Source organism: Streptomyces sp. NBC_00483, from assembly GCF_036013745.1.
Lineage (GTDB): Bacteria > Actinomycetota > Actinomycetes > Streptomycetales > Streptomycetaceae > Streptomyces.
Genome location: NZ_CP107880.1, coordinates 1447749 through 1474676, shown reverse-complemented (window position 1 = coordinate 1474676; position 26928 = coordinate 1447749). Strand labels below are relative to the sequence as shown.

General features: G+C 70.9%; 27 protein-coding genes. 12 read left to right on the top strand and 15 right to left on the bottom strand.

Going from position 1 to position 26928, the window contains the following annotated elements:
* Positions 1-19: 19 nt before the first annotated feature.
* Positions 20-949, bottom strand: a complete 930-nt coding sequence (locus OHA73_RS06285) for a flavin reductase (RefSeq protein ID WP_266716542.1) — start codon at positions 947-949, stop codon at positions 20-22.
* Positions 950-1155: 206 nt separating this feature from the next.
* On the opposite strand from OHA73_RS06285, the gene OHA73_RS06280 reads away from it, so the two are divergent.
* The 8 genes from OHA73_RS06280 to OHA73_RS06245 all read left to right on the top strand — a co-directional run bounded on the left by OHA73_RS06280 (position 1156) and on the right by OHA73_RS06245 (position 7623).
* On the top strand, positions 1156-1797 hold the full coding sequence (locus OHA73_RS06280; RefSeq protein ID WP_267071759.1) for an amino acid synthesis family protein: 642 nt from the start codon (positions 1156-1158) through the stop codon (positions 1795-1797).
* The gene (locus OHA73_RS06275) at positions 1794-2345 is read left to right on the top strand and encodes an amino acid synthesis family protein (protein ID WP_266716546.1); all 552 of its coding nucleotides are present in this window, start codon (positions 1794-1796) and stop codon (positions 2343-2345) included. Before OHA73_RS06280 ends, OHA73_RS06275 begins: the two co-directional genes overlap by 4 nt.
* A gap of 8 nt (positions 2346-2353) precedes the next feature.
* The gene (locus OHA73_RS06270; protein ID WP_327654435.1) at positions 2354-3121 is read left to right on the top strand and encodes an alpha/beta fold hydrolase; all 768 of its coding nucleotides are present in this window, start codon (positions 2354-2356) and stop codon (positions 3119-3121) included.
* Positions 3114-4610, top strand: coding sequence for an aldehyde dehydrogenase (locus OHA73_RS06265; RefSeq protein WP_327654434.1), 1497 nt, complete (start codon positions 3114-3116; stop codon positions 4608-4610). Before OHA73_RS06270 ends, OHA73_RS06265 begins: the two co-directional genes overlap by 8 nt.
* Before the next feature lie 8 nt (positions 4611-4618).
* Complete coding sequence (locus OHA73_RS06260; RefSeq protein WP_266716550.1) at positions 4619-4861, top strand: tautomerase family protein; 243 nt, start codon at positions 4619-4621, stop codon at positions 4859-4861.
* The gene (locus OHA73_RS06255) at positions 4858-5901 is read left to right on the top strand and encodes an LLM class flavin-dependent oxidoreductase (RefSeq protein WP_266716552.1); all 1044 of its coding nucleotides are present in this window, start codon (positions 4858-4860) and stop codon (positions 5899-5901) included. Before OHA73_RS06260 ends, OHA73_RS06255 begins: the two co-directional genes overlap by 4 nt.
* Positions 5902-6000: 99 nt before the next feature.
* Positions 6001-6696, top strand: a complete 696-nt coding sequence (locus OHA73_RS06250; RefSeq protein ID WP_327654433.1) for a GntR family transcriptional regulator — start codon at positions 6001-6003, stop codon at positions 6694-6696.
* A 60-nt stretch (positions 6697-6756) separates the two neighbouring features.
* Positions 6757-7623 carry a GNAT family N-acetyltransferase gene (locus OHA73_RS06245; RefSeq protein WP_327654432.1) on the top strand — a complete coding sequence of 289 codons (867 nt, stop codon included), beginning with the start codon at positions 6757-6759 and terminating at the stop codon, positions 7621-7623.
* Between the two features lie 15 nt (positions 7624-7638).
* Here OHA73_RS06245 and OHA73_RS06240 read toward each other — a convergent pair whose 3' ends face one another.
* The 3 genes from OHA73_RS06240 to OHA73_RS06230 form a co-directional block, all read right to left on the bottom strand.
* The gene (locus OHA73_RS06240) at positions 7639-8433 is read right to left on the bottom strand and encodes an SDR family oxidoreductase (protein WP_327654431.1); all 795 of its coding nucleotides are present in this window, start codon (positions 8431-8433) and stop codon (positions 7639-7641) included.
* Between the two features lie 146 nt (positions 8434-8579).
* On the bottom strand, positions 8580-9083 hold the full coding sequence (locus tag OHA73_RS06235) for a DinB family protein (protein WP_327654430.1): 504 nt from the start codon (positions 9081-9083) through the stop codon (positions 8580-8582).
* 59 nt (positions 9084-9142) lie between these two features.
* Positions 9143-9547, bottom strand: a complete 405-nt coding sequence (locus OHA73_RS06230; RefSeq protein WP_327654429.1) for a MerR family transcriptional regulator — start codon at positions 9545-9547, stop codon at positions 9143-9145.
* A gap of 177 nt (positions 9548-9724) precedes the next feature.
* Between OHA73_RS06230 and OHA73_RS06225 the strand changes: the two genes are divergently transcribed.
* Both OHA73_RS06225 and OHA73_RS06220 read left to right on the top strand, forming a co-directional pair.
* Positions 9725-11242, top strand: a complete 1518-nt coding sequence (locus tag OHA73_RS06225; RefSeq protein ID WP_267071767.1) for a SulP family inorganic anion transporter — start codon at positions 9725-9727, stop codon at positions 11240-11242.
* A 63-nt stretch (positions 11243-11305) separates the two neighbouring features.
* The gene (locus tag OHA73_RS06220; protein WP_327654428.1) at positions 11306-11779 is read left to right on the top strand and encodes a DUF3592 domain-containing protein; all 474 of its coding nucleotides are present in this window, start codon (positions 11306-11308) and stop codon (positions 11777-11779) included.
* 12 nt (positions 11780-11791) lie between these two features.
* Here OHA73_RS06220 and OHA73_RS06215 read toward each other — a convergent pair whose 3' ends face one another.
* A complete protein-coding gene (locus OHA73_RS06215) occupies positions 11792-12184 on the bottom strand; it encodes a VOC family protein (protein ID WP_266716567.1) in 393 nt (130 codons plus the stop codon).
* Positions 12181-12489 carry an ArsR/SmtB family transcription factor gene (locus tag OHA73_RS06210; protein WP_327654427.1) on the bottom strand — a complete coding sequence of 103 codons (309 nt, stop codon included), beginning with the start codon at positions 12487-12489 and terminating at the stop codon, positions 12181-12183. Before OHA73_RS06210 ends, OHA73_RS06215 begins: the two co-directional genes overlap by 4 nt.
* 238 nt (positions 12490-12727) lie before the next feature.
* Here OHA73_RS06210 and OHA73_RS06205 point away from each other — a divergent pair, with 238 nt between their 5' ends.
* Positions 12728-14917: a glycosyltransferase gene (locus OHA73_RS06205; protein WP_327654426.1), complete on the top strand. Its 2190-nt coding sequence runs from the start codon at positions 12728-12730 to the stop codon at positions 14915-14917.
* Positions 14918-14940: 23 nt separating this feature from the next.
* Here OHA73_RS06205 and aceE read toward each other — a convergent pair whose 3' ends face one another.
* From aceE to OHA73_RS06190, 3 genes are all read right to left on the bottom strand, one after another.
* On the bottom strand, positions 14941-17595 hold the full coding sequence (gene aceE / locus OHA73_RS06200; RefSeq protein ID WP_327654425.1) for a pyruvate dehydrogenase (acetyl-transferring), homodimeric type: 2655 nt from the start codon (positions 17593-17595) through the stop codon (positions 14941-14943).
* 152 nt (positions 17596-17747) lie between these two features.
* Positions 17748-18386, bottom strand: a complete 639-nt coding sequence (locus OHA73_RS06195; protein WP_327654424.1) for a GntR family transcriptional regulator — start codon at positions 18384-18386, stop codon at positions 17748-17750.
* Between the two features lie 22 nt (positions 18387-18408).
* A complete protein-coding gene (locus OHA73_RS06190) occupies positions 18409-19614 on the bottom strand; it encodes an MFS transporter (protein ID WP_327654423.1) in 1206 nt (401 codons plus the stop codon).
* Positions 19615-19668: 54 nt separating this feature from the next.
* Between OHA73_RS06190 and OHA73_RS06185 the strand changes: the two genes are divergently transcribed.
* Positions 19669-20547 (top strand): AraC family transcriptional regulator, encoded by an 879-nt coding sequence (locus OHA73_RS06185; RefSeq protein WP_327654422.1) that lies wholly within the window; start codon positions 19669-19671, stop codon positions 20545-20547.
* Here OHA73_RS06185 and mnhG read toward each other — a convergent pair.
* Genes mnhG through OHA73_RS06155 form a run of 6 tightly spaced genes read right to left on the bottom strand, consistent with a single transcriptional unit; the run spans position 20487 to position 26865 of the window.
* Positions 20487-20834: a monovalent cation/H(+) antiporter subunit G gene (gene mnhG / locus OHA73_RS06180; RefSeq protein WP_266716579.1), complete on the bottom strand. Its 348-nt coding sequence runs from the start codon at positions 20832-20834 to the stop codon at positions 20487-20489. The genes OHA73_RS06185 and mnhG overlap by 61 nt on opposite strands.
* Positions 20831-21169: a monovalent cation/H+ antiporter complex subunit F gene (locus OHA73_RS06175; protein ID WP_266716580.1), complete on the bottom strand. Its 339-nt coding sequence runs from the start codon at positions 21167-21169 to the stop codon at positions 20831-20833. Before OHA73_RS06175 ends, mnhG begins: the two co-directional genes overlap by 4 nt.
* Positions 21166-21792, bottom strand: a complete 627-nt coding sequence (locus OHA73_RS06170) for a Na+/H+ antiporter subunit E (protein ID WP_327654421.1) — start codon at positions 21790-21792, stop codon at positions 21166-21168. The genes OHA73_RS06175 and OHA73_RS06170 overlap by 4 nt, the downstream gene beginning before the upstream one ends.
* The gene (locus OHA73_RS06165; protein WP_327654420.1) at positions 21789-23384 is read right to left on the bottom strand and encodes a Na+/H+ antiporter subunit D; all 1596 of its coding nucleotides are present in this window, start codon (positions 23382-23384) and stop codon (positions 21789-21791) included. Before OHA73_RS06165 ends, OHA73_RS06170 begins: the two co-directional genes overlap by 4 nt.
* Positions 23381-23974, bottom strand: coding sequence for a Na(+)/H(+) antiporter subunit C (locus tag OHA73_RS06160; RefSeq protein ID WP_327654419.1), 594 nt, complete (start codon positions 23972-23974; stop codon positions 23381-23383). The genes OHA73_RS06165 and OHA73_RS06160 overlap by 4 nt, the downstream gene beginning before the upstream one ends.
* Positions 23971-26865 carry a Na+/H+ antiporter subunit A gene (locus OHA73_RS06155; protein ID WP_327654418.1) on the bottom strand — a complete coding sequence of 965 codons (2895 nt, stop codon included), beginning with the start codon at positions 26863-26865 and terminating at the stop codon, positions 23971-23973. The genes OHA73_RS06160 and OHA73_RS06155 overlap by 4 nt, the downstream gene beginning before the upstream one ends.
* Positions 26866-26928 lie beyond the last annotated feature (63 nt).

Sequence of the window (26928 nt, the reverse complement as noted above, 5' to 3'; positions counted from 1 at the left end):
GTGCGGGGGCGGACGCGAGTCACCACGGAAGGGGCGCCGTCTGCGAGATGTCGAAGAAGCCGCCACCGCTGTAGACGAGCGGGGCGAGCTCAGAATGAGACGCCGACACTACACGTCCGGTGAAGACGGTGTGACTCCCGGCCTCCAGGCGCTCGCCGATCTCCACCTCAAGGCGGGCGGCTGAACCGTCGAGCAGCGGGGCGCCGTGCTCGCCGGGCGCCCAGTCGAGGGCGGCGAACTTGTCGGTGCCCTTGCTCGCGAACACCTTCGCCACGTCGAGCTGGTCGGCCGCGAGGATGTTGATGCCGATGTGGGTGGCACGGTGCAGTGCGGGGTGTGTCGACGAGCTGCGTTGGACACACACCAGGACCATCGGCGGGTCGAGGGAGATGCTGGAGAACGCGTTCACCGCGAGGCCCCTGGGGGTCCCGTCGTCGTCGGTGGTCACCACGGTGACACCGGTGATGAACTTGCGGTGCACCCCCTTGACCAGGTCGGCGTCGACGGCGGCCTCGTGCGCCGTCGTGATGATGCCGAGCGCCTCGAGGAGCTGCCGGGAGTCGAAGGTCACAGACTCCTCGGTGACGGTGTCACCGTCGAAGCGGGCGAATGTGGCGCCCGACACCTCGACGGGCCGGCCGGTGGGCGGCACACCCATGAACGTGTCGGTGTGCCGGCCCGTGCTGCGCCAGCGGACCGCCAGCCGGTCCCCGTCCACGACCAGGTCCTCGATCTCGGTCCGCAGATCGGGGAACGCCGCGCGCACCGCGCTGATGCTCTCCTTGAACCCGGCGCGGTCCTGAGCGGTGCCGGCCGGCCCACGGCGGCGCACGTAGCCGGTGCTCAACACGGCGTCCAGAGCGTCGACTTCACCCCGGTTCCAGGCCGCGTCCCAGGCGGCGCGGAGGCGGGCGGGGCGGTCGGTGGCATGTTCCAGAGTGACTGACATGGCGGCTCCATCGATCGGATCGGCCTGCTCTTGCATGGCAGATCTGTTGTATGGCAGAGGACCGTAGGAATCGGGTATCCGTCATGTCAATGGTTCGGACGGAATTCGCAGCTTCCTGGGCTGTATTACAGGGAACCCCTAGGTCAGAGCCGCCTATTTGCCGCCGACCCTTGACGGCTCCCCGGGTCACTCTTAGCCTCGCTGCCATGGCACAGCAACCATCAGCAGGCCAACAACTGTGGGCCACGCCCACACGAGGCAGACTGCGCAAGGTCGTCACCGTGGTGGACGAGGTCCTCCTGGAGCTCGGCCGGCCGGTCGCGACCCCCGTACGCCGCGTCGCCGCGGCCGCCGTGATCGAGAACCCCTGGGCCGGGCGCGGATTCGTCGCCGACCTGGGACCCGAGGTGGAGGACATCGCGCCCGGCATCGGCCGCCTCCTCACCGACCGGCTGATCGAGACGCTGGGCGGCGTGGAGCACGTCGAGGCGTTCGGCAAGGCGGCCGTCGTCGGGCTCGACGGCGAGATCGAGCACGGCGGGGCACTGATCCACACCCCGTACTTCGGCAATGTGCTGCGGGAGCTGACCGAGGGCACCTCGATCATCGTGTTCAGCGACGACCGGCTCGCGGCGGGCGAACCGCTGACCGTCCCGGTGTGGCACAAGACCGCCGCCGCCACCCGCTCCCACTACCAGACCGTCCAGATCCGGGTGCCGGACGCACCGCGCCCCGACGAGATCGTCGTCGTGGCCGCCGCAGCCTCGGGGCCGCGCCCCAACGCCCGTATCGGAGACCGCCGCCAGGACCCCGTGGTCCGCCTCGCCGACTTGGAGACCGCCCGATGAACCTCCGCAAGATCGTGACGTACGTCGAAGACATCCACGCCGAGGGCGGCCGCCCCGTCGACTCGGTGGCACGCACCGCGGTGGTGCTCGCCGTGATCGAGAACCCGTGGGCGGGCCAGGGCTTCGTCGACGACCTGCTGCCCGGCATCGACGAAGTGGCTCCGCAGCTGGGCGAGTTGCTCGCGCCGCGCGTCGTGGAGGCGCTCGGCGCGCCCGTCGAGGCGTACGGGAAGGCCGCCATCGTCGGCCTGGACGGCGAGGTCGAGCACGGCAGCGCCCTCATCCACACGCTGAAGTTCGGCGACCACTTCCGCAAGGCGGCGAACGCCACCACGCTGCTCCCGGCCGTGGAGAAGCGCGCGGTCGCCGGAGGTGTCTTCGACATCCCGCTGAAGCACATCACCGACGCCACCATCCGCTCCCACCACCAGAGCATCGAGGTACGGGTCCCGGACGGCCCGCGCGCCGACGAGATCGTCATCGGCCTCGCCGCCGCGGCCCAGGGCCGTCCGCAGGCCCGCCTCGCCCCGCTCGCCACCGAGCAGTAGGCACCGCCATGGACAAGCCGCCCCTCGTACTCCTGCACGGTGTCGGCCTCGACCGCACCATGTGGGAGCCCGTCACCGCCCTGCTGGCCGACCGCTTCACCGTCATCGCGATCGACCTGCCCGGGCACGGCGCCCGCCCGCCCGTGCGCGGCGACGTGACCCTGGCGGAGCTCGCCGACGGGGTCGCCGGGCACATCCCGGCAGGCTCGCACCTCGTCGGGTTCTCGCTCGGCGCGCTGGTCGCCCAGCAACTGGCCCTGTACCGGCCGGAGTTGACGCGCACGCTCACCTCGGTGAGCTCGGTCTGTCGCCGCACCCCCGACGAGCGGGCGGCCGTCCGGACCCGGCTGCGCAATGCCGAGAGCGACTTCGCGGCGAGCACCGCTGCGTCCATCGAGCGCTGGTACGCGGGCACCACCGTGCCGGACGAGGTCGTCGACCGGACGCGGGCCACGCTGAGCGCCAACGACGTCGACTCTTTCCTCGGCTGCTACCGGGTGTTCGCGCAAGCCGACGCCGAGCTCGGCCCGCGGCTCGGTGACATCACCGTGCCGTCCCTGGCCGTGACCGGGGAGAACGATCCCGGGTCCACGCCGGAGATGACACACCGCCTCGCCGCGGCGCTGCCCGCCTGCCGGGCCGTGATCGTGCCCGGGGCGCGACACATGCTGCCCGTCGAGCGCCCGGAGGCGTTCGCCGAGGCCCTCACCACGTTCCTCACACAGAGCGCACAGCTCACCGACGAGAGCGCACCTGGAGACACCGCACATGTCTGAGCCCACGACGCTCACGACCTGGAAGCACTTCATCGGCGGCAGGTGGGTCGAGCCCGCCGCCGGCGAGTACTTCGACAGCACCGACCCGGCCACCGGCCGCACCCTCTACCGCGCCGCCCGCGGCACCGCCGCCGACATCGACAAGGCCGTCGCCGCCGCGCGCACCGCCTTCGAGGACCCGGACTGGCGCGACCTCAACCAGACCAAGCGGGGCCACCTCCTGCGCCGCCTCGGTGAGCTGATCGCCGAGAACGCGGAGGAACTCGCCCTCATGGAGTCGCGGGACAACGGCAAGCTGCTGCGCGAGATGCGCGGCCAACTCGCCTCGCTGCCCGAGTACTTCCACTACTACGCGGGCCTCGCCGACAAGATCCACGGCGAGACCATCCCCACCTCCGACCGCGCTGTCCTCAACTACACGGCGCGCGAGCCCCTCGGCGTCGTGGGCGCGATCACCCCGTGGAACTCGCCGCTGACCCTGACCACCAGCAAGCTGGCCCCCGCCCTGTGCGCGGGCAACACGGTGGTCGTCAAGCCCTCCGAGTACACGTCGGCGAGCGGGCTGCGCCTGGCGGAGCTCGCCCTGGAGGCCGGCTTCCCGCCCGGCGTCGTCAACGTCGTCACCGGATACGGCGCCGAGGCCGGTGGGCCCCTCGTCGACCACGAGGACCTCGCCAAGATCTCCTTCACCGGCTCCACGGCGACCGGATCGAAGATCGCCGCGTCGGCCGCGGGCCGTTTCATCGGCTCCACCCTCGAGCTCGGCGGCAAGTCGCCGCAGATCGTCTTCGAGGACGCCGACGTGGCGAACGCCGCCATGGGTGTCATCGCGGGTGTCTTCGCCGCGGCCGGGCAGACCTGCATCGCCGGCAGCCGCGTCTTCGCCCACCGCTCCGTCTACGACGAGCTTCTGGAGCGGGTCTGCGAGCGCGCGAAATCCATCCGTATCGGCGACCCCCTCGACGGGGCCACCGAACTCGGCCCGCTCGCCTTCGAGGCGCAGCGCGACAAGGTCGCCGCGTACGTCGACCTCGGGCGCGAGGAGGGTGCCCGCGTGCTGACCGGCGGCGCGCCCACCGACGGCGGCACGGGCGGCTGCTTCTACGAGCCGACCGTCCTGGTCGACGTCGACAACAGCATGCGCGTGGTCCGCGAGGAGATCTTCGGCCCGGTCGTCGCGATCATGCCGTTCGACACCGAGGACGAGGTCGTGGGCCTCGCCAATGACACCGAGTACGGCCTCGCGGCCGGGATCTGGACCACCAATCTGTCGCGCGCCCACCGGGTGGCGGGCCGCCTCGACGCGGGCACGGTCTGGGTCAACACCTACCGGGCCATGTCCCCGATGTCCCCACGCCAGGGCTTCAAGGCCAGCGGCGTCGGCGTCGAGCACGGCACCGAGACCATCAAGGAGTACACCCGGCTCAAGAGCGTATGGATCAACACGAGCGAGGAGCCCGTGGCCGACCCGTTCACGATGCGGAGCTGACGCCCGCCATGCCACAGATCACCGTCACGCTCGCCGAGGGCCGCACCCCCGAGCAGATCAGGACCCTGCAGCACGAGGTCCATGAGGCCGTGCTGCGCTCGATCGACACCCGGCCCGAGTACATCCGGGTCGTCGTCCACGAGGTCCCCGCGACGCACTGGTCCACGGGAGACACCACGCTCGCGGAGATGCGAGCCACCGCCATTGCCATGGAAGAAGCCACCCCTACCTCAGCAAAGGAGCTGTCATGAGGTTTTCGCTGTTCGTGCACATGGAGCGCTGGGACGAGAGCACCACCCACCGCGAACTCTTCGAGAACCTCACCGAGCTGACGCAGATGGCCGAGGCCGGCGGGTTCAGCACGGTGTGGGTCGGTGAGCACCACGCCATGGAGTACACGATCTCGCCCAGCCCGATGCCGATCCTGGCGCACCTGGCGGCGAAGACCGACACCATCCGGCTCGGCGCGGGCACCATCATCGCCCCGTTCTGGCACCCGGTCCGGGCCGCGGGGGAGACCGCGCTCCTCGACGTGATCAGCAACGGCCGGGCCGAGGTCGGCCTCGCCCGCGGCGCGTACCAGATCGAGTTCGACCGCCTCGCCGACGGGCTCAAGGCCTCCGACGGAGGCAAGCACCTGCGCGAACTCGTCCCCGCCGTACGGGCGTTGTGGCAGGGCGACTACGCGCACGACGGCGAGATCTGGCAGTTCCCGACGTCGACCAGCGTGCCCAAGCCGGTGCAGCAGCCCACCCCGCCGATGTGGGTCGCCGCCCGCGACCCCGCCTCGCACGACTTCGCCGTCTCCCAGGGCTGCAACGTCATGGTCACCCCGCTGATGAAGGGCGACGAGGAGGTCGCCGCCCTCAAGGAGAAGTTCGACACCGCCGTCGCCAACCACCCCGAGGTGGAGCGCCCCGACATCATGGTGCTGCGCCACACCCATGTGCACGCCCCGGAGGACCCGGAGGGCTGGCGCCCGGCCGCCGAAGGAATCAACAAGTTCTACCGCACCTTCGACGCCTGGTTCGGCAACAAGAAGGCCCCGGTCAACGGCTTCCTGGAGCCCAGCCCCGAGGAGAAGTTCGCCGAGCGCCCCGAGTTCGCGCCCGAGGCCCTGCGCAGGACCGCCATGATCGGCACGCCCGCCGAGGTCGTCGAGCGGCTGCGCGGCTACGAGGAGCTGGGCGTCGACGAGTACAGCTTCTGGATCGACAACACGCTCTCGCACGAGGAGAAGCGCGAGTCGCTGAAGCTGTTCATCAAGGAGGTCGTCCCGGCCTTCCAGTAGGCCACCCGCCCCCACGGCATTGCCCGCCTTCTTGCATGGCAATTCCGGGATTCCCCGTCAATTGACGCCATGCGTCCCCGAAGACTAGGTTCTCGTGCCATGCAAGAGCCCAAGCACCTCGCACGCAGGCCGCTGCAGCAGACCAGCATGCAGGCGAAGGTCGCCGAAGAGCTGCGCCGGATGATCATCAGTGGGGAGCTGCCGCCGCGCTCCAGCCTCTCCGAGATGACGCTGTCGCAGACCTTCGGCGTCAGCCGCACCCCGATCCGCGAAGCCCTCAAGCAGCTCCAGATCGAGGGCCTGGTGGAGGTGCGCCCGCGGGTCGGCACGTTCGTCGCCGTGCCCTCGCGCCGCGAGATCACGGAGCTCTTCCAGATGAAGGAGCTCCTCGAAGGCGCGGCGGCCCGCCTCCTCGCCTTCCGCGGCAACGTCCCCGAGGTGGAACGCCTCGCCGACAACATGAGCGCCGCCGACGACGCGGTGCGCGCCGGCGACTCGGAGCAGTACGAGAAGCTGGTGCACGACTTCCACGAGCTGATCATGGTCGGGGCCGACAACTCCAAGCTGGAGGCCCACTACCGCACCCTGATGAACCAGCTCGCCTACGCCCGCCTCGTCCGCACCTCCCTGTCGCAGCCCGGCCGCCTCACCGAGTCCGACCACGAGCACCACCGCGTCCTCGACCTCATCCGCGCCAGGGACGGCGACGGCGCGGAACGCGTGATGCGCGAACACGTGCGGCGCAGCCACCAGGCGCTCATGGCGGGGATGGACGACGACCGGTTCAAGGACTGAGCTTCAAGGACTGAGGGAATTCAGGTGCGGCCACCGGCCCGGTGGTGTGTCATCACCAGCATGGCCATCGAGTTGGTGACACCGGAAGTCGACGAGCTGGGTGACGTCGTCGACGTACTGCGCACATGGCAGCACGACACGGCGCCGATGCAGCTGCACCCCGGCGACCTGGGCTGGTACTGGCGGACCGGCGCGGAGCGCACCGCGGCGGACGTGCGGACGTGGCGCCGCGGCGGGCGGGTCCTCGCCGTCGGCCTGCTGGACGGGCCCACCCTGCTGCGGCTGACCCTCGCGCCCGACGCCCACCAAGACCCGGCGCTGGCACGGCAGTTGCTCGCCGATGTGGGCGAGCCGAAGCGCGGGGTCCTGCCGGAGGGGCCGGTCGACATCGAGGCTCCCCGGGGCGTCCTGCTCCATGACCTCCTGGCCGGGGCCGGCTGGCGCCCTGGTGAGGCGTGGACGCCGCTGCGCCGCGATCTCACCGAACCGGTCCGGCCCCCGGCCGTGCGGATCGAGGTCGCGGGGGCGGACCGGGCGGACGCGTACGCCGCCGTGCACCGGGCGGCGTTTGACGGCTCGACGTTCAGCGGGGCTCGGTGGCACGCGATGGCGGCCGGGGCTCCGTACGCGGAGGCGCGGTGTCTGCTCGCGTACGACGACGAGGGCGCGGCGGTGGCGGCGGTGACCGTGTGGTCGGCGGGGCCGGGCCGACCCGGGCTGCTCGAACCCATGGGCGTGCACCGGGACCACCGTGGCCGTGGTCACGGGGCGGCGATCTCTGTCGCCGCGGCAGCCGCACTCCGTGAACTCGGCGCGTCGAGCGCCCTCGTGGGCACGCCGAGCGCCAACAGGGCGGCCGTGGCCACCTACAAGGCGGCCGGCTTCGAGCCACTACCGGAGGTCAGGGACCGCTGCCGGGAGGCGTAGTGCCGCCAAACCGTTCTACGCAGTGGTGGCGATGCCGCCGTCGACGGGGATCACGGCGCCCGTCAGGTATGCGCCCGCCCGGCTGGCGAGGAACACGGCGACACCCGCCATGTCGTCGTCGCGGCCGATCCGGCGCAGTGGGGCCGACGCCGCGATCGCCTCGCCGAGCTCATCGAGGGTCGCAGCCATCATCGCCGACGGGAACGGTCCCGGTGCCACGGCGTTCACGGTGACGTGCTGCGGTCCCAGTTCCTTGGCCAGCACCCTGGTGAGTTGATGCAGCGCGGCCTTGCTGCTGGAGTACGAGTAGTTGGGCCGCTGCGGGATGTGGATGGCGGCGATGCTGCCGATGTTGATGATCCGCGCGGGATCGTCGACCGTGCCCGCCTTGCGAAGTGCGGGCAGCAACGCCTGGACCAGCCAGAACGGCGACTTCAGGTTGAGGTCGACGACCGTGTCCCAGGCCTCGTCCGGGAACGTCTCCAGCGGCTCGTCCCACATGGCGCCCGCGTTGTTGACGAGGATGTCGAGAGGCTCCGAGTCGGCGGTGACGAGGTCGGACAGTCGCCGACACTCGTCGTGGCGGGACAGGTCGGCGGGGACGGCCCGCACCTCACCGAATGGGGACAGGTGTTCCTGTGCCTCGGCGCACGCTTCCGCGTCGCGTGAGCTGATGACCACCCGGACGCCCGCCTGGAGAAGGCCACGCGCGATCATCATCCCGATGCCTCTGGTGCCACCGGTGACGAGCGCGCGCTTTCCACGAAGATCGAAGAGTTCCGCATGCGTTGTGAATTGGCTGTCCACCACTTGCCGTCTTTCTCGTTTGGAGATGCTGGGGTACCGGCCGTCCGACTCCCGCTCATTCCGAGAACCTGGTGACACCGGCATGCCCGCGACGCTATGACCTTCGTGTGCACTCCAAGCAAGCGTCTCCTGACCAGAGGTGACAGGCTCTAGTCGCCCACCGCGCCGTCCGCCATCTCCCGCAGGATGTCGATGTGCCCGTTGTGGCGCGAGGTCTCCTCGATCATGTGCATCAGGATCCAGCCGAGGGTGACATGGGTGCCGTCCCTGACCGGGCGCTTCGCCGTCGCCAACAGGTCTGTTTCTGCGACCAGTTGACGGTAGCGGGCGCTCTGCTCCTCGTACTCGGCGACGAGTTGGGGGATCGGGGTCTCGGCTCCGAGCCGCATCTCGCGGTCCGGGTCCTCGTCCGTCCACGGGCCCGCGTCCTCCTCGCCGAGGAAGATCACCTGGATCCAGTGGTACTCGACCCACCGGAGGTGGTTGATCAGGCCGCCCAGCGTCATGAGCGGCGAGCCGGGCAGCGGCGCCGCGCCCCCGTGCTCGGGTGCGAGGTCGGCGCACTTGGCGACGGCCGTGGCGCGCGCGTAGTCGAGGAAGTGGGTGAGCATCGTCCGCTCGTCCCAGGACGGCGGCATATCGGTGCGTGTCATGGCGTGATCCTGGCACGCGCCGACAGGGCGCGACAGCGGTTATCGCCGCCGGTGCCGGATCACGCCGCCCCGGCCCCGTCCAGACGCTCCCGCAGCGTGCCCGCGAACTCCTCCGCGCGGCCGAGCTGTTTGCGCAGATCCGCGACGCGGTCGGCCGCCGCCTGCTCGAAGTGGCGGACACGGTCCAGGAGTTGCTCGCGCTCGTCGCCCTCGGGCGGCGGGGTCGCGTCGAGGCGGTCCGTGGCGTCCAGGAGGTCCCGCATCTGGTCGAGGGTGAAGCCGAGCGGCTTCATGCGGCGGATCACCATGAGGCGGGCCACGTCGTTCTCGGTGTAGAGGCGGAAGCCGCCCTGAGAGCGGGCGGACGGGATGACGAGGCCTGTCTCCTCGTAGTGCCGGATGGTGCGCAACGACAGCTCGGTCCGGGCGGCGACCTCGCCGATCTGCATGTGCTCGCTGCTCACGCGGCGCCTTTCTCCGTGTCTGCGTGGTGTCACCGGGGTCACAGTCGGCGACGCCGATCTCTACCCTAACGTTAGGGTAGAGTTGTCGGATGTCAGGGTCGGCCGCACGCCGCCCGTTCTCCCGCTCGCACAGGCCGCGTGACGCCAGTGTGCCCGACCACGACAGGTTACTTTCTCTTGTCCCCCTCCTCCGCCCCTTCCGCTCCGTCACCGGCCGCCCGGCTGCGCGGCCTGCGCCCCGACTGGTGGTCCGACCCGAAGGTGTGGCGCACCGAGATCCTGGGCGGGCTCGTGGTGGGGCTCGCGCTGATCCCCGAGGCGATCTCGTTCTCGGTCATCGCGGGCGTCGATCCGCAGATCGGTCTCTTCGCCGCGTTCACGATGGCGGTGACCATCTCGATCGTCGGTGGGCGGCGCGCCATGATCTCGGCCGCCACCGGCGCTGTCGCGCTGGTGATCGCGCCGCTCAACCGGGAGCACGGATTCGGTTATCTGGTCGCGGCGGTGATCCTGGCCGGTGTGTTCCAGATCGTCCTCGGCGCGCTCGGCGTGGCGAAGCTGATGCGGTTCGTGCCGCGCAGCGTGATGGTCGGCTTCGTCAACGCGCTCGCCATCATGATCTTCATGGCCCAGGTGCCCGAGATGACGGACGTGCCGTGGGCCGTCTACCCGCTGATCGTCGCAGGGCTCGCGCTGATGGTGTTCTTCCCGAAGGTCACCAAGGCGGTCCCGGCCCCGCTCGTCTCCATCGTCATCCTGACCGTCATCACCGTCGCCGCCGGGATCGCGGTGCCGACCGTGGGGGACAAGGGCGCGCTGCCGTCCTCGCTGCCGGTGCCGGGGCTGCCGGACGTGCCGTTCACCCTGGAGACGCTGAAGATCATCGCGCCGTACGCGCTGGCCATGGCGCTCGTCGGGCTCATGGAGTCCCTGATGACGGCCAAGCTGGTCGACGAGATCACCGACAGCCGCTCGTCCAAGACCCGCGAGTCGATCGGGCAGGGCATCGCCAACATTGTCACCGGCTTCTTCGGCGGCATGGGCGGCTGCGCCATGATCGGCCAGACGATGATCAACGTAAAGGTGTCCGGCGCCAGGACCCGCCTGTCCACGTTCCTCGCGGGCGTGTTCCTGATGGTGCTGTGCGTGGTCTTCGGGCCCGTCGTCTCCGAGATCCCGATGGGCGCCCTGGTCGCCGTCATGGTGATGGTGTGCTTCGCGACGTTCGACTGGCACTCCATCGCCCCGAAGACGCTGAAGCGGATGCCGGCCGGCGAGCTCGTCGTGATGGTGCTGACCGTCGTGGTCGTGGTCGCCACCAGCAACCTCGCGATCGGTGTCGTCGTCGGCTCGATCACCGCGATGGTCATCTTCGCCCGACGCGTCGCCCACGTCGCGAACGTCACCTCGGTCACCGACCCCGACGGCAGCCAGGTCGTCTACTCGGTCACCGGTGAGCTCTTCTTCGCGTCCTCCAACGACCTGGTGACCCAGTTCGACTACGCAGGCGACCCCGACAAGGTCGTCATCGACCTCTCCGCGACGCATGTCTGGGACGCCTCGTCGGTCGCCGCGCTCGACGCGATCGAGACCAAGTACGCGGAGCGCGGCAAGAGTGTCGAGATCGTCGGCTTCAACCCGGACAGCGCGGCCCTGCACGGCAAGCTGAGCGGCGAACTCACCGGCAGTAACTGACACCTTCCTTCTGCGATAGCGTCCCTCCTCTTCGGACGAGTTCGGACGAGTGAGGGGCGCAGCGTGCAGGTTCAGGTGCAGGGGCGGGCGGTACGTCGATGGGTCGTGCTGGGGGTGTCGGCGTTCGGCGCGATCTTCCTGGTCGTCGGGCTGATCCTGGCGTGGTCCTCGGTCTCGCTGCTGCGGGAGGCGGACCGTACGACGGGCAGGGTCGTGGCCCTGAAGTGGCGCGACAGCCACATCGGCGTGACGCGCAAGACCCGGGAGCGGGACAAGCCCTCGGCGTATCCGGTCGTCGAGTTCACCACCGCGGACGGCACCCCGTACACCTTCCGCAGCTCGACGGGCTCCAACCCGCCCGCGTACGAGGAGGGGGAGCGCGTCGAGGTGCTGTACCGGGCCGACGACCCCGAGGACGCGCAGATCAACGGGTTTCTCTCGCTGTGGCTGCTGCCGCTCATCTTCGGCGGGATCGGGCTGATCGCCGCCGCCGTCGCCACGGGCATCGCGGTCTTCGGACGGCGGCGGCGCGCGTAATGCGAACCCGGTCTACTTGGGCTCCGTCGCGATCTGGATGAGGTTGCCGCAGGTGTCGTCGAGCACGGCGGTCGTGACCGGGCCCATCTCCAGCGGCTCCTGGGTGAAGCGCACGCCGAGCGCGGTCAGCCGCTCGTACTCCGCCTGCACGTCGTCGACGGCGAACTGGGCGAGCGGGATGCCGTCCGCGATGAGCGCGTCACGGTAGGGCTTCACGGCCGGGTGGCCCGCCGGCTCCAGGAGGAGCTCGGTGCCGCCGGGCTCCTCGCTCGACACGACGGTCAGCCAGCGGTCGGTCTCGCCCACGGGCACGTCGTGCTTCTTCCGGAAGCCGAGGATCTCGGTGTAGAAGTGCGCGGCCTTGGCCTGGTCGTCGACGAAGACGCTGGTCATGTGGATCTTCATGGGGTGCTCTCTTCCGGGTCCTGTGCAGGGGCTGCTGGCTTGAGCCACCGCTCCGATATCTGGCGCAGCGGTGCGGTGTTCAGGTCGTGGAACTTGTAGCGGCCCTCCCGCCGTGTCTCGACGAGCCCGGCCGCCTCCAGCACGGCGAGGTGCTGGGAGACGCCCTGCCTCGACAGGCTCAGCCGGTGCTTCATGGCCAGCCGTGAGCAGATCTCGAACAGTGTCTGCCCCGACTTCTCCGTCAGCTCGTCGAGGATCGCGCGGCGGGTGGGGTCGGCCAAGGCTCTGAAAAGGTCATCGGCCACGATGCCAGCATAGGCAAGTGTTCGCTTGCCTATCAACCGGAAGGGCGGGCGCGCGTCCTTCCGACGCCCCGTCAGGTCCAGGTGTCCATATGGCGGACGCCCAACTGCCCGCTACCGGCCAAAACTTGGCGCGCGACACAACATCCGAAGTCGCATATGTCCGCATCTGGGCATTTAATTTGACGGGAGACGTCAACCCACGCGTCAGTCCCAGCACCACAGAACGGGCGTCCCACGGATGAAAATCAGCTTCCTGCTCTTCAATGCCTACGGCATCGGCGGCACCATCCGCTCCACGATGAACCTCGCGGGCGCGCTCGCCGAGGCGGGCCACGAAGTAGAGATCGCGTCGGTCGTGCGAACCAGGGAACACCCCGCACTGAACCCGGCACCCGGAGTGAGAATCCTTGCGCTCGTCGAGGCGCGGCGCGGCGCCGCGGCCTTCGACCCGGAACACGATCCGGCCGCCTCTCCCTCACAGCTCTATCTCCGCGCCGACGGCCCCTACGCCCACTCCAGCACCCTCACCGACAGACGCATCGTCGAGTGGCTGAACAGAACCGACGCCGACGTCGTCGTGGGGACACGCCCGGGCATCAACGTGCTGCTCGCCGAGTACGGCCCCCGCCGCGCGCTGCGCATCGGGCAGGAACACCTGACGCACAGCATGCACAAGCCGGCCATACAGTCGGCCCAGGACAAGGCGATCGCCGCTCTCGACGCCTTCACCACCGTTTCCTACGCCGACGCCGAGTGCTATCGCGACGCCCTGCCCGGAGTCGACACCGAGATCCGCTGCATCCCCAACGGCGTCCCCGTCCCGGACGTCGCCGCGTCGACCGGACGCAACAAAGTGGTCGTGGCGGCGGGCCGCCTCATTTCCGTGAAGAACTACGCCCTGCTCATCGAGGCCTTCGGGCACGTCGTGGCCGAACGCCCCGACTGGTCGCTGCGCCTCTACGGCCGGGGCCGCCTCGCGGGACAGCTGCGCGAGCAGGTCATGGCGGCGGGGCTGCACCATCACGTGCGGCTCATGGGCGCCGTCGCACCCATCGAGCCGGAGTGGTCGAAGGGGTCCATCGCGGCGGTCTCGTCGAACGCCGAGTCCTTCGGCATGACCCTCGTCGAGGCCATGCACGCGGGGCTGCCCGTGGTCGCCACCGACTGCCCGTACGGGCCCGGCGAGATCATCGACGACGGACGCGACGGATACCTGGTGCAGCCCGGCGACCCGAAGGCGTTCGCCGCCGCGCTGCTCGACCTGATCGAGGACGACGAGCGGCGCCACGCGATGGCCGAGGCGGCGAAGGCGAAGGCGCTGACCTTCACTCCTCGGACAGCGGCCGAACGGTTCCTCGCCCTGGTGGCGGAGCTGGGCGGCCCCGGAACTCCCGAACCGGCGTCGACGCCGGGACGCGTCCGCAGACCCGTACGCAGCGTGGTGCGCGAGCGCGTCGGCACCGTCGTACGCCCCGTGCTGCGCGCGTCCCTGCGCAGCCCCGTCCTCGCACCCGCCGTCCGCACCCTGATGCCCGGCCGCGCCAAGCGCCTCACCCGCGTCCCCGGCTTCCACCCCGCGGCCCGCACGAGGGCCACGACCGACGGTGACATCGTCGTGGACATCACCGGCGTACACACACCACAGGCCGCACTGCTCCTGCGGCGGGGCGATGACACGCTGCGCCTCCCGCTCCGCCCGGAGCCGGAATCCCTGCGCGCCCGCATCGGCCGGGACCATGTGCTGGGCGAGGGGGAGTGGACCGTCTACGTGGAGCGCACAGACGACGGCGTACGTCGCCGGGCCCACTCCCTGACGGTGGAGACCGCGGAACTGGTGGGCCGCACACCGGAGTTGATCGGGGACCAGGTCACCTCCCGCATCCCCCGCACCACGGGCACGGGACACCTCTCCGTACGGACCTGGGCCCGCCCCGCACACCTCGAGATCGGCACCGTGGACACCGGCGGGTCAGCCCTCATCGTGGAGGGCCGGATCGTCGGACGGCCGCTGGGCGACGACACCGTGGTGGTGGCAGCGCGGCGCGGCGGGGACACCGCATTCGAGTCGGCGGAGGTCGTGGTCTCCGGCGACCATGTGTGGTTCTCCGTGCCGTACGCCGACTTCGCCGAGCGGTGCCGGGCCGCCGGCGAGGGCCGCGAGTTGTGGGACCTGCACCTGGTCGATCGCGGCGCCCGGATCCCCGTCGGCCGGATCGGCGGGGACGTGGTCGAGCGCAAGGGGACCGACCCGGTGCCCCCGGCCTTCCATGAGGGCGCCGGGGGTCAACAGGTGCGGATCGGCCCCTACTTCACCGCGGCCAACAACCTGGCGGTGACGGTCCGCGAGGTGACCCCGTCCTCGCAGCCGGGGCGCGACGCGGTGGTCAGCGCGCAGGCGACGGAGGTCCGGATGAGCGGGGTCGGATAGCGGCGACGCCCACCAACTGGGCGTCAGCGCAGGCCATAACGCCGGGCGGCGCGCTCCGCGGTGTCCGGCTTGGCCTCGCCGCGCGCCGCCAGGGTGCGCAGCACATGCACCACGACGGACTCGGCGTCCACGCCGAAGTGGCGGCGGGCATTGACCCGGTTGTCGGAGAGGCCGAAGCCGTCGGTGCCGATCGAGGACCACTGCTGGGGCACCCACGGGGCGATCTGGTCGGGCACCGCGCGCATCCAGTCCGACACCGCGACGACCGGGCCCGGCGCCTCGGCGAGCGCCCCGGTGACATACGGGATCCGGTCCTGGTCCTCGGCCTCCATCGCCTCGCGGCGCAGCAGCGTCCAGGACGGCGCCGACCATACGTCGGCCGCGACGCCCCAGTCCTCGGCGAGCAGTTCCTGCGCCTCGAGGATCCAGTGGATCGCCGTGCCGGAGGCGAGGAGTTGGACGGGCGGGGCGTCGCTGTCGGCGTTGGTGGCGGCGCGGTAGCGGTACAGGCCGCGCAGGATGCCCTCCTCTACACCGTCGCCTTCGGGCATCGGCGGCTGGAGCTTCGTCTCGTTGTAGACGGTGAGGTAGTAGAAGACGTCCTCGGCATCCTCCCCGTACATGCGCCGCAGACCGTCCCGGACGATGACACCGACCTCGTACGCGAACGCCGGATCGTAGGGCAGGCAGGCCGGGTTGGTGGAGGCGATGAGGTGCGAGTGGCCGTCGGCGTGCTGAAGGCCCTCGCCGGTCATGGTGGTGCGTCCGGCGGTGGCGCCGATGACGAAGCCGCGGCCCAACTGGTCTGCCAGCGCCCAGAACTGATCGGCCGTCCGCTGCCAGCCGAACATCGAGTAGAAGATGTAGAAGGGGATGAGCGGCTCGCCGTGCGTCGCGTACGAGGTGGCGGCGGCGGTGAAGGAGGCCAGTGAACCGGCTTCCGTGATGCCCTCGTTGAGGATCTGGCCGCTGGTCGACTCCTTGTAGTAGAGGAGCTGGTCGCGGTCCACGGGCTCGTACGTCTGGCCCTTGGGGGAGTAGATCCCGGCCGAGGGGAACAGGGACTCCATGCCGAAGGTGCGGGCCTCGTCGGGGACGACGGGCACCCAGCGCGGGCCGGTCTCCTTGTCCCGCATCAGATCCTTGACCAGCCGGACGAACGCCATCGTCGTGGCGATCTCCTGGCCGCCCGAGCCCTTCGCCAGCATCTCGAACGGCTTGGCGGCCGGGGCAGGGAGCGGTCGGGCCGCGACGCGGCGCGCGGGAGCCGGGCCGCCGAGGGCGCGGCGGCGTTCGTGGAGGTAGGCGACCTCCTCGGAGTCGGGGCCCGGGTGGACGTACGGGACCAGGTCCTCGCCGAGCCGGGAGTCGGGGATGGGCAGCTCCAACAGGTCGCGCATGGCACGGAATTCCTTGCCGGAGAGCTTCTTCATCTGGTGGTTGGCGTTGCGCGACTCGAAGCCGGGGCCGAGCGTCCAGCCCTTCACCGTCTGGACGAGGACGACGGTCGGTGCGCCCTTGTGGTCGACGGCCGCGCGGTACGCGGCGTGGATCTTGCGGGGCTCGTGGCCGCCGCGCGAGGTGCCCACGATCCGGGCGAGGTCCTCGTCGGAGTACGGGCGGGCGAGGCCGGCGAGCGGGCCTGCGAAAAGGCGTTCGCGGATGTACGCGCCGTCGCGCGCGGCGAACGTCTGCAACTGGCCGTCGGGCAGCGTGTCGAGGGCGTCGAGGAGCAGCCCGTCGGTGTCCGTGGCGAGCAGGCCGTCCCACTCCACGCCCCAGGGCACCTTGACCACGTTCCAGCCGGCCGCGCGGAACTGCGCCTCCAGCTCCTGCACGATCTTGAAGTTGCCGCGCACCGGACCGTCCAGGCGCTGCAGATTGCAGTTGACGACGAACGTGAGGTTGTCGAGCTCCTCGCGGGCGGCGAGGTTCAGTGCGGCCGTCGACTCCGGCTCGTCCATCTCGCCGTCGCCGAGGAACGCCCACACGTGGCTGTGGCTGGTGTCCTTGATGCCGCGGTGGTGCAGATAGCGGTTGAAGCGGGCCTGATAGATGGCCGACAGCGGGCCGAGTCCCATCGACACGGTCGGGAACTCCCACAGCCACGGCAGCCGCCGCGGATGCGGGTACGAGGGCAGTCCGCCGCCGCCCGCCTCCATCCGGAACCGGTCCAACTCGGCCTCAGTGAGCCGCCCTTCGAGGAACGCGCGGGCGTAGACACCGGGGGAGGCGTGCCCCTGGACGTAGAGCTGGTCGCCGCTTCCGTCGGCGTCCTTGCCCTTGAAGAAGTGCTGGAAGCCGACCTCGTAGAGCCAGGCGGCCGAGGCGTAGGTGGCCATGTGGCCGCCGAGACCGCCGCGTTCGTTGCCGCGGGTGACCATGACCGCGGCGTTCCACCGGTTCCACGCGGTGATCCGCGACTCCATCGACTCGTCGCCGGGGTAGGCCGGTTCGGCGTCCGTCGGGATCGAGTTGACGTACGGCGTGGTCGACGGCGGCGGCAGCGATACGCCCGCCTGCCGTGCGTGATCCACCACGCGCCGCAGCAGCCGGCCCACGCGCCGGGGGCCGACGGCGCCGACCGCGCCGTCCACGGAGGCCAGCCACTCGGTGACCTCCTGCGGGTCGGGCTCGGGGAGTTGGTCCAGCTGGTGGTTCTGGGACATCGGGGACATAGGGGTTGCCCTTCCGTCGGGGCGCCCGTGGTGACGGGCGGCCATACGTTCCGCAAGTTCCGCACTGCGAAAGATCAATTTCTCAGAGCAGAAGCTAGGTCGCGACGAAGTGCCGGGTCAACGACTACTGGTGAGTAATTTTCAATGATCGATCATTTTCGGGCGTAATCCATGACGTGCAGCTCCATCAGCCGCCCCAAGTGCGGATCGCCGCGACGCAGGCCCTCGACGATCTCCTCGTGGTCCTCCGCGTTGTCGTGCAGCTCCGTGCGCAGCCGGCCGAGCGAAAGCCGCGTCCAGGCCTCCACGCCCAGCAGGTCCCAGTGTCGGATCAGTACCGGATTGCCGCACGCGTGGACGATGGCACGGTGGAACGCGACTCCGTGCAGGGCCTGTTCGTGTGTCTTGCCCTCGGTTGCGGCGCGCCGCATGGCCGCCAGATGCCCCTCGAGTTCGGCGACGTCACCGGCCATGCGCGGGGCCGCGAGCGTGATGGCGCGCCGCTCCAGGGAGGCCCGTACCTGGTACACGTCCCGGAGCTGATCCAGCGTGAGTTCCCGTACGCTCGCGCCCTTGTTGGGGGCGTACGTCACCAGCTCCATGGCCTCCAGCTCGCGCAGCGCCTCCCGTACCGGCGCCTGGCTGACGCCCAACTCCAGCGCGATGCGCCGCTCGACGATCCGGTCGCCCGGCTCCCAGCGGCCCTCCACCAGGCCTTCGAGGATGAAGTGGCGGACCTGCTCGTGCAGGGGGACGCGCGCGAGGGGGCCGGGAGTGGGCGACGTGGGCAAGGTGACCCTCCTGCTGTGGCGACTATTTGAGCAATGATCGATCACTGGCTACCGTACCGGTACCCGCAGCATCCCTACCCGTACTCGCGCTCGTCCCCGTCGGCTCGGGCAGCGTCCGGAACAGCAGCCAGCTCAGCAGCGGCATGAGGATGAGCGGAGTCAGGGCGGTGCGCAGCGAGGACTGGTCGGCGACGGTGCCGATGAGGGGGCTCGCCAGGCCGCCGATGCTCACCGTGAGACCGAGGGTGATGCCGCTCGCTGTGCCGACACGCGAGGGCAAGTAGTCCTGCCCGAGCGTGACTTGCAGCGAGAACGGCACGTACAGACCGGCGGAGGTGAGCGCGAGGAAGCCGTAGAGCGCAGGGCCCGGCACCCACACCACGCCCGCCACCGACGCCGCCGTCAGCAGGTACGACCAGCGCGAGACGGTGACCCGGTCCCAGCGGCCCGCCAGCGCCCCGCCCAGGATGCTGCCGACCGCCCCGCCCACGTAGAGCACGAACAGGGCCACGGTGCCCGCCACCTTGCTGCCGCCCATGCGCTGGGTCGCGTACAGGGAGACGAAGGTGCTCAGGCCGGTGAACACGATGGAGCGGCACACCACCGCGAACGACAGCCGGACGAACGCCGGAACGTCGTCCCTGGCGGGCGTCGACGCGGTGGCGGACGACGCGTTCTCGCGCCGTCCCAGCGCGCGCAGCACCGGCAGGCAGATCGCGGCGCCGGCCGCCGCGGGCAGCGCAAGCAGGGGAGTGAACCGCAGCCCGCCCGTGGCCACCGCGGCGGCGACCAGGAGCGGGGCCAGCGCGAAACCGACGTTGCCGCCGAGCGAGAACCAGGCCATCGCGCTGTGGCTGCCACCGCTCGCGAGCCGGGCCACCCGCGCCGACTCCGGATGGTAGGCGGCCACCCCGATCCCGGACACCGCGACGACGGCGAGGGTCACCGCGTACGAATCGCTCACCCCGCTCAGCGCGATGCCCACGCCCGCGAGCAGCGTGCTGAGCGGCAGCAGCCAGGGCATCGCCCGGCGGTCGGTGAGCAGGCCGAAGACCGGCTGCGCCACCGATGAAAGGAGCGAGGCCGCGAGCACGATGCCGGACACGGCGGCGTAGCTGTAGGCGCGTTCGGCGACGAAGTACGGGACGAGTGAGGCGACGGCGCCCTGGTAGACGTCCACGCACGCGTGCCCGACGGAGAGCAGGGGGATGGAGGTGTTCTTTCGCACCCGGTCATCGTCGCGAGCGGGCCCGCTGTCCCGCTTCCGATAACCTGCCAGACAATGCCGAAGAACCGCCACGCTGTTCGTCACACCGCCCGGCACTCCGTGCGGCACACCCCGGTGGCCCCCACGCACACCAGGTACCTGGCGCACGGAGCCGAGATCGACGCCCACCGGCACGACGACCACCAGATCGCCTACGCGGGCCGGGGCGTCGTCGCCGTCACCACCGACGCCGGATCCTGGGTCGCGCCGGGCACCCGCGCGCTGTGGGTGCCCGCCGACACGGTGCACGCCCACCAGGCCCACGGCGACGTCGAACTGCACTTCGTGGGGCTGCCCGCGACCGAGAACCCGCTCGGCCTCGACACCCCGGCCGTGCTCGCCGTCGGCCCGCTGCTGCGCGAGCTGATCATCGAGTACGCGCGCACCGGGTCCCCGGACACCACGGACGTCGGCAGCCCCGAACGGGCGCGCCTGCGGGCGGTGTTGCTCGACCAGCTGAAGCTGTCACCGCAGCAGCCGCTGCACCTGCCGACGCCGACCGCGCCCCTGCTGCGCGCCGTGTGCGACATCCTGCACACGGATCCGGCCGACCGCCGCACCCTGGCCGAACTGGGCCGGGAGGTCGGGGCGAGCGACCGCACGCTGTCCCGGCTCTTCCGCGGCGACCTCGGCATGACGTTCCCGCAGTGGCGCACCCAACTGCGCCTGCACCACGCGCTGGTCCTGCTCGCCGACCACACGCCGGTGACGACCGTCGCGAACCTGTGCGGCTGGTCGTCGACGAGCGCGTTCATCGACGTGTTCCGGCGCGCGTTCGGGCACACACCGGGCAGTCACCCGGGTCAGGGCCAGGACCGGTCCCGGGGTCAGGATCAGGACCGGTCCCGCGCCGAGGCCAACTCGTCCCGAAGCAGCGCGACTTCACCGACCTGACCCGTGCGGTACGCGGCCCGCGCCACCAGATGGGCCGCGACCGCGCTGGTCAGGAGCTGGAAGAAGGCGACAAGGGCGAGCGTGCCCAGGTCGACGCCCGAGCGCAGGCGCAGCGCGACGCCCGCCACGAGTAGCAACATGCCGAGCGTCTGCGGGTTGGTCGCGGCGTGGCTGCGGGTCAGCACGTCCGGCAGCCGGAGCATGCCGATGACACCCGTCAGACACACCGCCGCCCCGGCGAACAGCAGAACGGAGCCGGCGAGATCGGTGACGTCGTACCAGTTCACGGGCGCTCCTTGGGGCCTTGGACCTTCTTGAGGGAGACGGCGCCGGGCCGCGTCCTTACCCCCGGCCGGTCGCGCGCCGCGATGAAGCGGGCGATGGCCACCGAGCTGGTGAAGCCGAGGAAGGCGGTCACCAGCATGATCGACAGGTAATAACTGGTGCGCGTGATAGCGGCGTTGACCCCGATCCCGGCGATGATGAGCACCGCCGCGATGTCGACGGCCACGGCCCGGTCCAGCATCGAGGGGCCCCGCCAGATCCGCACCAGGAGCAGCGCGCCGGCCAGGACGATCAGCACCAGCGCGCCGTTGAGCAGGATGTCGTTGGCCAGCTTCATGCGTCGGGCGTCCTTCCTTCGGGAGCGTCGGGTGCGTCAGGAGTGCGGGGTGCGTCAGGAGCGTCGGGTGCGTCCGGTGGCGTCGACTCCTTGAGCCGGCCGATCTCCTCGCGCGTGCCGAAGGCCCGTACGACGAGGGTCTCCAGGCGTCGCACGTCGGCGCGGGCCCGGTCCACCGCCCGCGGGTCGTCGGCGTGCACGACGTGCAGGAACAGGGTGGCGGTGGAGCCGTTGACCTCGACGAGCGCGCCGCCGGGGACGCTGGACACGGCGACTGCGGTCGCCGCGATCATCAGGTCGGTGCGGCAGCGCAGCGGCACCGCGATCACGGCCGCGGGCCCGGGTTTGCCGCGCAGTGTCTGCCAGGTCACGGTGACCGTGGACGACGTCATGTCGTACAGGAGGTAGCCGGCGAGCCGGACGATGCCGATCGGGCGCAGGCGCAGGTCGAGTTCGACGGCGGGCAGCGGGAAGACCAGGCACAGTAGGACCGCGACCACCACGCCGCTGATGACGTTGCCCCAGCTCAGGCCGGTCCACAGCAGCGTCCAGATCACCGTGAGCCAGGCGATCAGCGGCAGGTCGATGCGGCGCCAACGGCCTCTGGGGCTTGAGGAGTTCACTGGTTGAGCACCGCCTCCACGTAGGGCGTGCGGGAGAGGAGCTCGGCGGCCGAGCGGTCGGCGAGGCCGGTCAGCGGGGTGGCAAGCAGCGTGTAGGAGAGGCCGAGGACGACCGCGGCGGCCGTCGCCGCGGTCATGACGCGGGGCACGCGCATCGTGGTGCGTACGCACACCGCGGTCGCCACCGAGAGGCCGCCGCCCCCGCTCTCCTCCGGCGCCGAGTCGGAATCGTCGCTCTCCTCCAACACGTCGTCCTCGGACGGTGGTTGGGCGGGGGCGGCCCGCCAGAACACCAGGTTCCACACCTTCGCCATCACGTACAGGGTCAGCAGGCTGGTCACGGCCGCGGCGGCGAGTAGCGTGTACGACCAGACGCCGCCGGCCGCCGCACCTGCCCGCATCAGGCCGAGCTTGCCGAGGAACCCGGACAGCGGTGGGATCCCGGCAAGGTTCATGGCGGGCACGAACCAGAGCGCGGCGAGCAGCGGGGCCGAGCGCAGCGTGCCGCCCAGCCGCGTCAACTCCGTTGTCCCGTACCGCTTTTCGAGCAGCCCCGCGGCCAGGAACAGCGTCGTCTGCACGGTGATGTGGTGCGCCGTGTAGACGATGGCGCCGCCGATGCCGCCCCGGCTGCCGAGCGCGAGCCCGTACAGCATGAAGCCGATGTGGCTGACGAGCGTGAAGGACAACAGGCGCTTGAGGTCGGTCTGCGCCACCGCGCCGAGGATGCCGATGATCATCGAGGCGAACGCCACCGCCATCAGCACGCCGGAGAGCCGGTTGCCCGGGAAGAAGAGGGTGTCGGCGCGGATCATCGAGTACACACCGACCTTGGTGAGCAGCCCTGCGAACACGGCCGTCACCGGTGCGGGCGCAGTCGGGTACGAGTCGGGCAGCCAGGCCGCGACGGGGAACGCCGCCGCCTTCACCCCGAACACGGTGAGCAGCAGCACCTCCGCCAACGTGCGCACTCCCAGCGGGAGTTCGGGCATGCGCTGGGCCAGCTGCGCGAAGTTCACGGTGCCCGCCGCGGCGTAGGTCACGGCGATCCCGCACAGGAACACCAGGGACGAGACGAGGGAGACGACGACATACGTCGATCCGGCCCGCACCCGAGGCTCCGTGGCGCCCACCGTGAGCAGCACGAAGCTGGCCATCAGCATGATCTCGAAGCCGACGTAGAGGTTCACGAGGTCGCCCGCGAGGAAGGTGAGCGACACCCCGGCGACCAGGACCAGATACGCCGGGTGGAAGACCGCGATCGGCGCCCGCTCCTCCCGGTCGGCCATGCCCTGGCTCATCGCGTAGATGAGGACGATGAAGGTGACGGCGCCGGACACCAGGAGCATCAGCGCGGCGAGCCGGTCGGCGACCAGTGTCACGCCGAGCGGCGGCCCGAAGTCGCCGAGGTGGACCACGAGCGGGCCCGTGCGGTCGGCCTCGACGAGCAGGATGACATCGACCGCGACGACCGCCGCGAGCACCCCGACGGTGATCAGCCGGTGCAGCCAGCGCAGCCGCGGCCCGATGAACAGGGTCAGCCCGCACACCACGAGGGGCAGCACGACGGGCAGTGGGACGAGGGAGTTCACCGGGTCTCCTCCGGGCGGGTCTCGGGGGGCTCGGCCGGGTCGGCGGCGGACGACTTGGGCGGGTCCGCACCGAGGACGTCGTCCCACAGGTCACCGTCCGCGTCCCGGGCGCGGGCCTGGTAGGCGCGCTCCGCACGCAGCCGTCGGCGCTGGTCGCGCCGCTCCTCGCGCCAGGCGCTCGGGCCGTCCTCGCGGTGCAGCTCGCGCAGTTCGGCCCGCTCGGCGGAGATCTCCGCGCGCAGCACCACCCGCCGGTCCGCGACGTCGTCCGGCACGAAGTCCGAACCGGTCAACTGGCTGCTGCGGTACGCCATCGCGAGCACGAACGCCGTGGTGGCGAGCGTGATCACGACGGCGGTGAGGATGATGGCCTGCGGCAGCGGATCGGTCACCTTGGCCGCCTCGACGCCCGGATAGAGCAGCGGCGGGAAGCCTGCCGCCCCCGTCGAGGCGAGGACGAAGAGATTGACGCCGTTGCCGCACACGATGATGCCGACGAGCACCCGGGTGAGGCTGCGCGTGTGGATGAGGATCCCGCCTGCGCTGGTCAGCACGACCGCGCAGACCAGCAGGGTGAGACTGACGGTCACGGGTTCTGAGCCTCCCCGGCGAGCGCGAGACTCGCCCTGTACTCGGTCTGCTGGTCGATCTTCGAGCCGAGCGCCCGTACGACGTCCAGGACCACCCCGAGGACCAGCAGGTACACCCCGAGGTCGAAGATGACGGCGGTGCTCGCGTGCCAGTCGCCGATCAGCGGCAGGTGCCCGTGCCAGGTCCAGCCGTGCAGCACCGTGCCGTCGGCGAGCCCGACGAGCGCGACCGATGTCGACAGGGTCAGGCCGAGCCCGGTGAAGAAGCCCGGGTGGACCGGCGCCGCCACCGCCAACTCGTGCCGTCCGCCCGCCAGATAACGGATCGTCAGGGCGACACCGGCGACGAGGCCGCCGACGAAGCCGCCGCCCGGCAGGTTCTCCGCGCACAGCAGCAGGTACACCGACAGCATCAGGATCGGATGGAAGACGAGCCGGGCGACCACCTCGAAGACGACCGAGCGGTGCTCGGGCGCGAGGGTGTCACCGGCCACCAGCCAGCTGCGTTCGGGCGCGCCCTGCTGGTACTTGGCGGGCACCTTGAGCCGGGAGTTCGCCAGCGACCACGCGGTCACCCCGCCCGGGAGCCGCGGCGCCGGCGCGGTCGCACGGCCCTGGCGGCGGTGCACGTACAGCAGGCTCGTCACACCCAGGACGGCGACGGCGAGGACGGCCGACTCGCCCATGGTGTCCCAGGCCCGGAAGTCCACGAGGATCGTCGCGACGACATCCTTGAGGCCGTGGTGTGCGGTCTCCTCGATCTGCGCCGCGCCCGCGGGCTCCGCCGTACGTGCGCCCGCCGCCAGCCACACCGCGCAGGCAACCGCCACGCTGCTGCCGAGCGCGAGCAGCATGCTCACACCCCACCGCCAGGTCCGCTGCGTATCGCCGAAGAACACTGGGAGGCGCCGCAGGACGAGGACGAGCACCACGGTCGACACCGTCTCCACGCCGAACTGGGTGAGCGCCAGGTCGGGCGCGCCCTGCACGACGTACAGGAGCGCCGTGCCGTACCCGGTCAGGCCCGCGAGCACCGCCGCCTTCATGCGCCGCTGCACCACCAGGCACATCAGCGCGCAGGCGCACGTCAGCGCGCCGACGCCCGCCTGCATCGGGTGGTCCCACACTCGGGGCGCGGGGGTGGCGCCCCAGGGCCGGTCGGTGGCGAGGACCGCGAGCAGCCCGAGGAACATGACGCCCAGGACCGTCGCCACGTACGAGGGCAGCGAGCCCTTCTGGACCGCGCCCGTGATCTGGAGCGAGGACCGTTCGAGGCCGAGCACGGTCCGGCCGAACACCTCGTCCGCCTTCGGCCAGGCGAACCGCCGCCCGAGCCGCACCACCGGCTCCCGCGCGAGGAACAGCGCCGCGCCGCCCGCCCACGCCAGCACGGACAGGCCGAGCGCAGGACCGAACCCGTGCCACAGCGCCAGGTGGTAGGGGTGCGCGGGGGTCGGGTACTGCTTCGCGTACTGCTCGAAGAGGTGCGCCGTCCAGTCGATCCCCGGGCCGAGCAGCAGTCCGGCGAGGGCAAGAAGTGCGGGCGGCGCGAGGAACGCGGCGCCGACGCGGTGCACGGGCGTGTCGGCGACCCCCGGCTTGCGCGCGAACGCGCCCCACAGGAAGCGCAGGGTGTACGCGGTGGTGAGCGCGGATCCGACGACGACGCACGCGAGTACCCAGCGCTCGCCCGCGCTGCCGTGCAGCAGCGCCTCGAACGCCGCCTCCTTCGCCGCGAACCCGAGCAACGGCGGCAGCGCCGCCATCGACGCGCCCGCGAGGACGGCGACCGTGCACACCCAGGGAAGTCTTCGTCCCACCCCCGACAGGCTCCGCAGATCGCGGGTGCCGCTCGCGTGGTCGACGATCCCCGTCACCAGGAACAGCGGCGCCTTGAACAGCGCGTGCCCCAGGAGCATCGCGATGGCCGCGAGGGCCGCGTTGTACGAACCGGCGCCCGCGAGCACGACCAGAAAGCCCAGCTGGCTGACGGTCCCGTAGGCGAGCACCAGCTTGAGGTCGTTGAGCCGCAGCGCACGCCACCCGCCGAGCAGCATCGTCACCGCGCCCAGGGTCAGCAGCATCGGACGCCACGGCGTGACATGGGCGAAGGCGGGAGCGAACCGCGCCACCAGGTACACGCCCGCCTTCACCATCGCGGCGGCGTGCAGATAGGCGCTGACCGGGGTGGGCGCCGCCATCGCGTTCGGCAGCCACATGCTCAGCGGCCAGATCGCCGACTTGGCGAGCGCCCCGCACAGGATCAGGACGAGCGCGGCCGAGAGGGTGCCGCTCGCGGCGGGCGGCGACTCCAGGATGCGCGAGATCCGGTACGTGCCCGCCAGGTGACCGAGCATCAGGAAGCCGACGAACATCGCGAGCCCGCCGACCGAGGTCACCGTCAACGCCTGGAGCGCGCAGCGGCGGCTGGCGCGCTTCTCGCTGTCGTAGCCGATGAGCAGGAAGGACAGGACGGTGGTGAGTTCCCAGAACAGGTAGAGGGTCATGAGGTCGTCGGCCAGGACGAGCCCGAGCATCGCCCCCGCGAACGCGAGGAGGTTGCCGCCGAACGAGCCCAACTGCCGGGCGCCGCCGTCGAAGTAGCGCACGCAGTACAGCAGCACGAGCGCCCCGATGCCGGCGGCGAGCAGCACCATGACGAGGGACAGCGCGTCGAGCCGGAACGCGATCTCGACGTCGTAGTCCCTGATCCACCACCAGGCCTCTTCGCTCGCCCCGCCGCCGCTCACCTCGCCCCAGCGGGACAGCGCCCAACCGAGGGCGGCGGCGGGCGGCAGCGCGAGCGCCACGAACCCGCGCGGCCCCACCCGGCGGATCAGCGGGGCAGCGCAGAGCGCGACGACGAAGTGTGCAAGGACCAGTGCGGTCATACACGATACATATCGGGTGAAAAGGGGTGCTGTGGGTGGGGCGCGCCGGGCGGGCCCCACCCG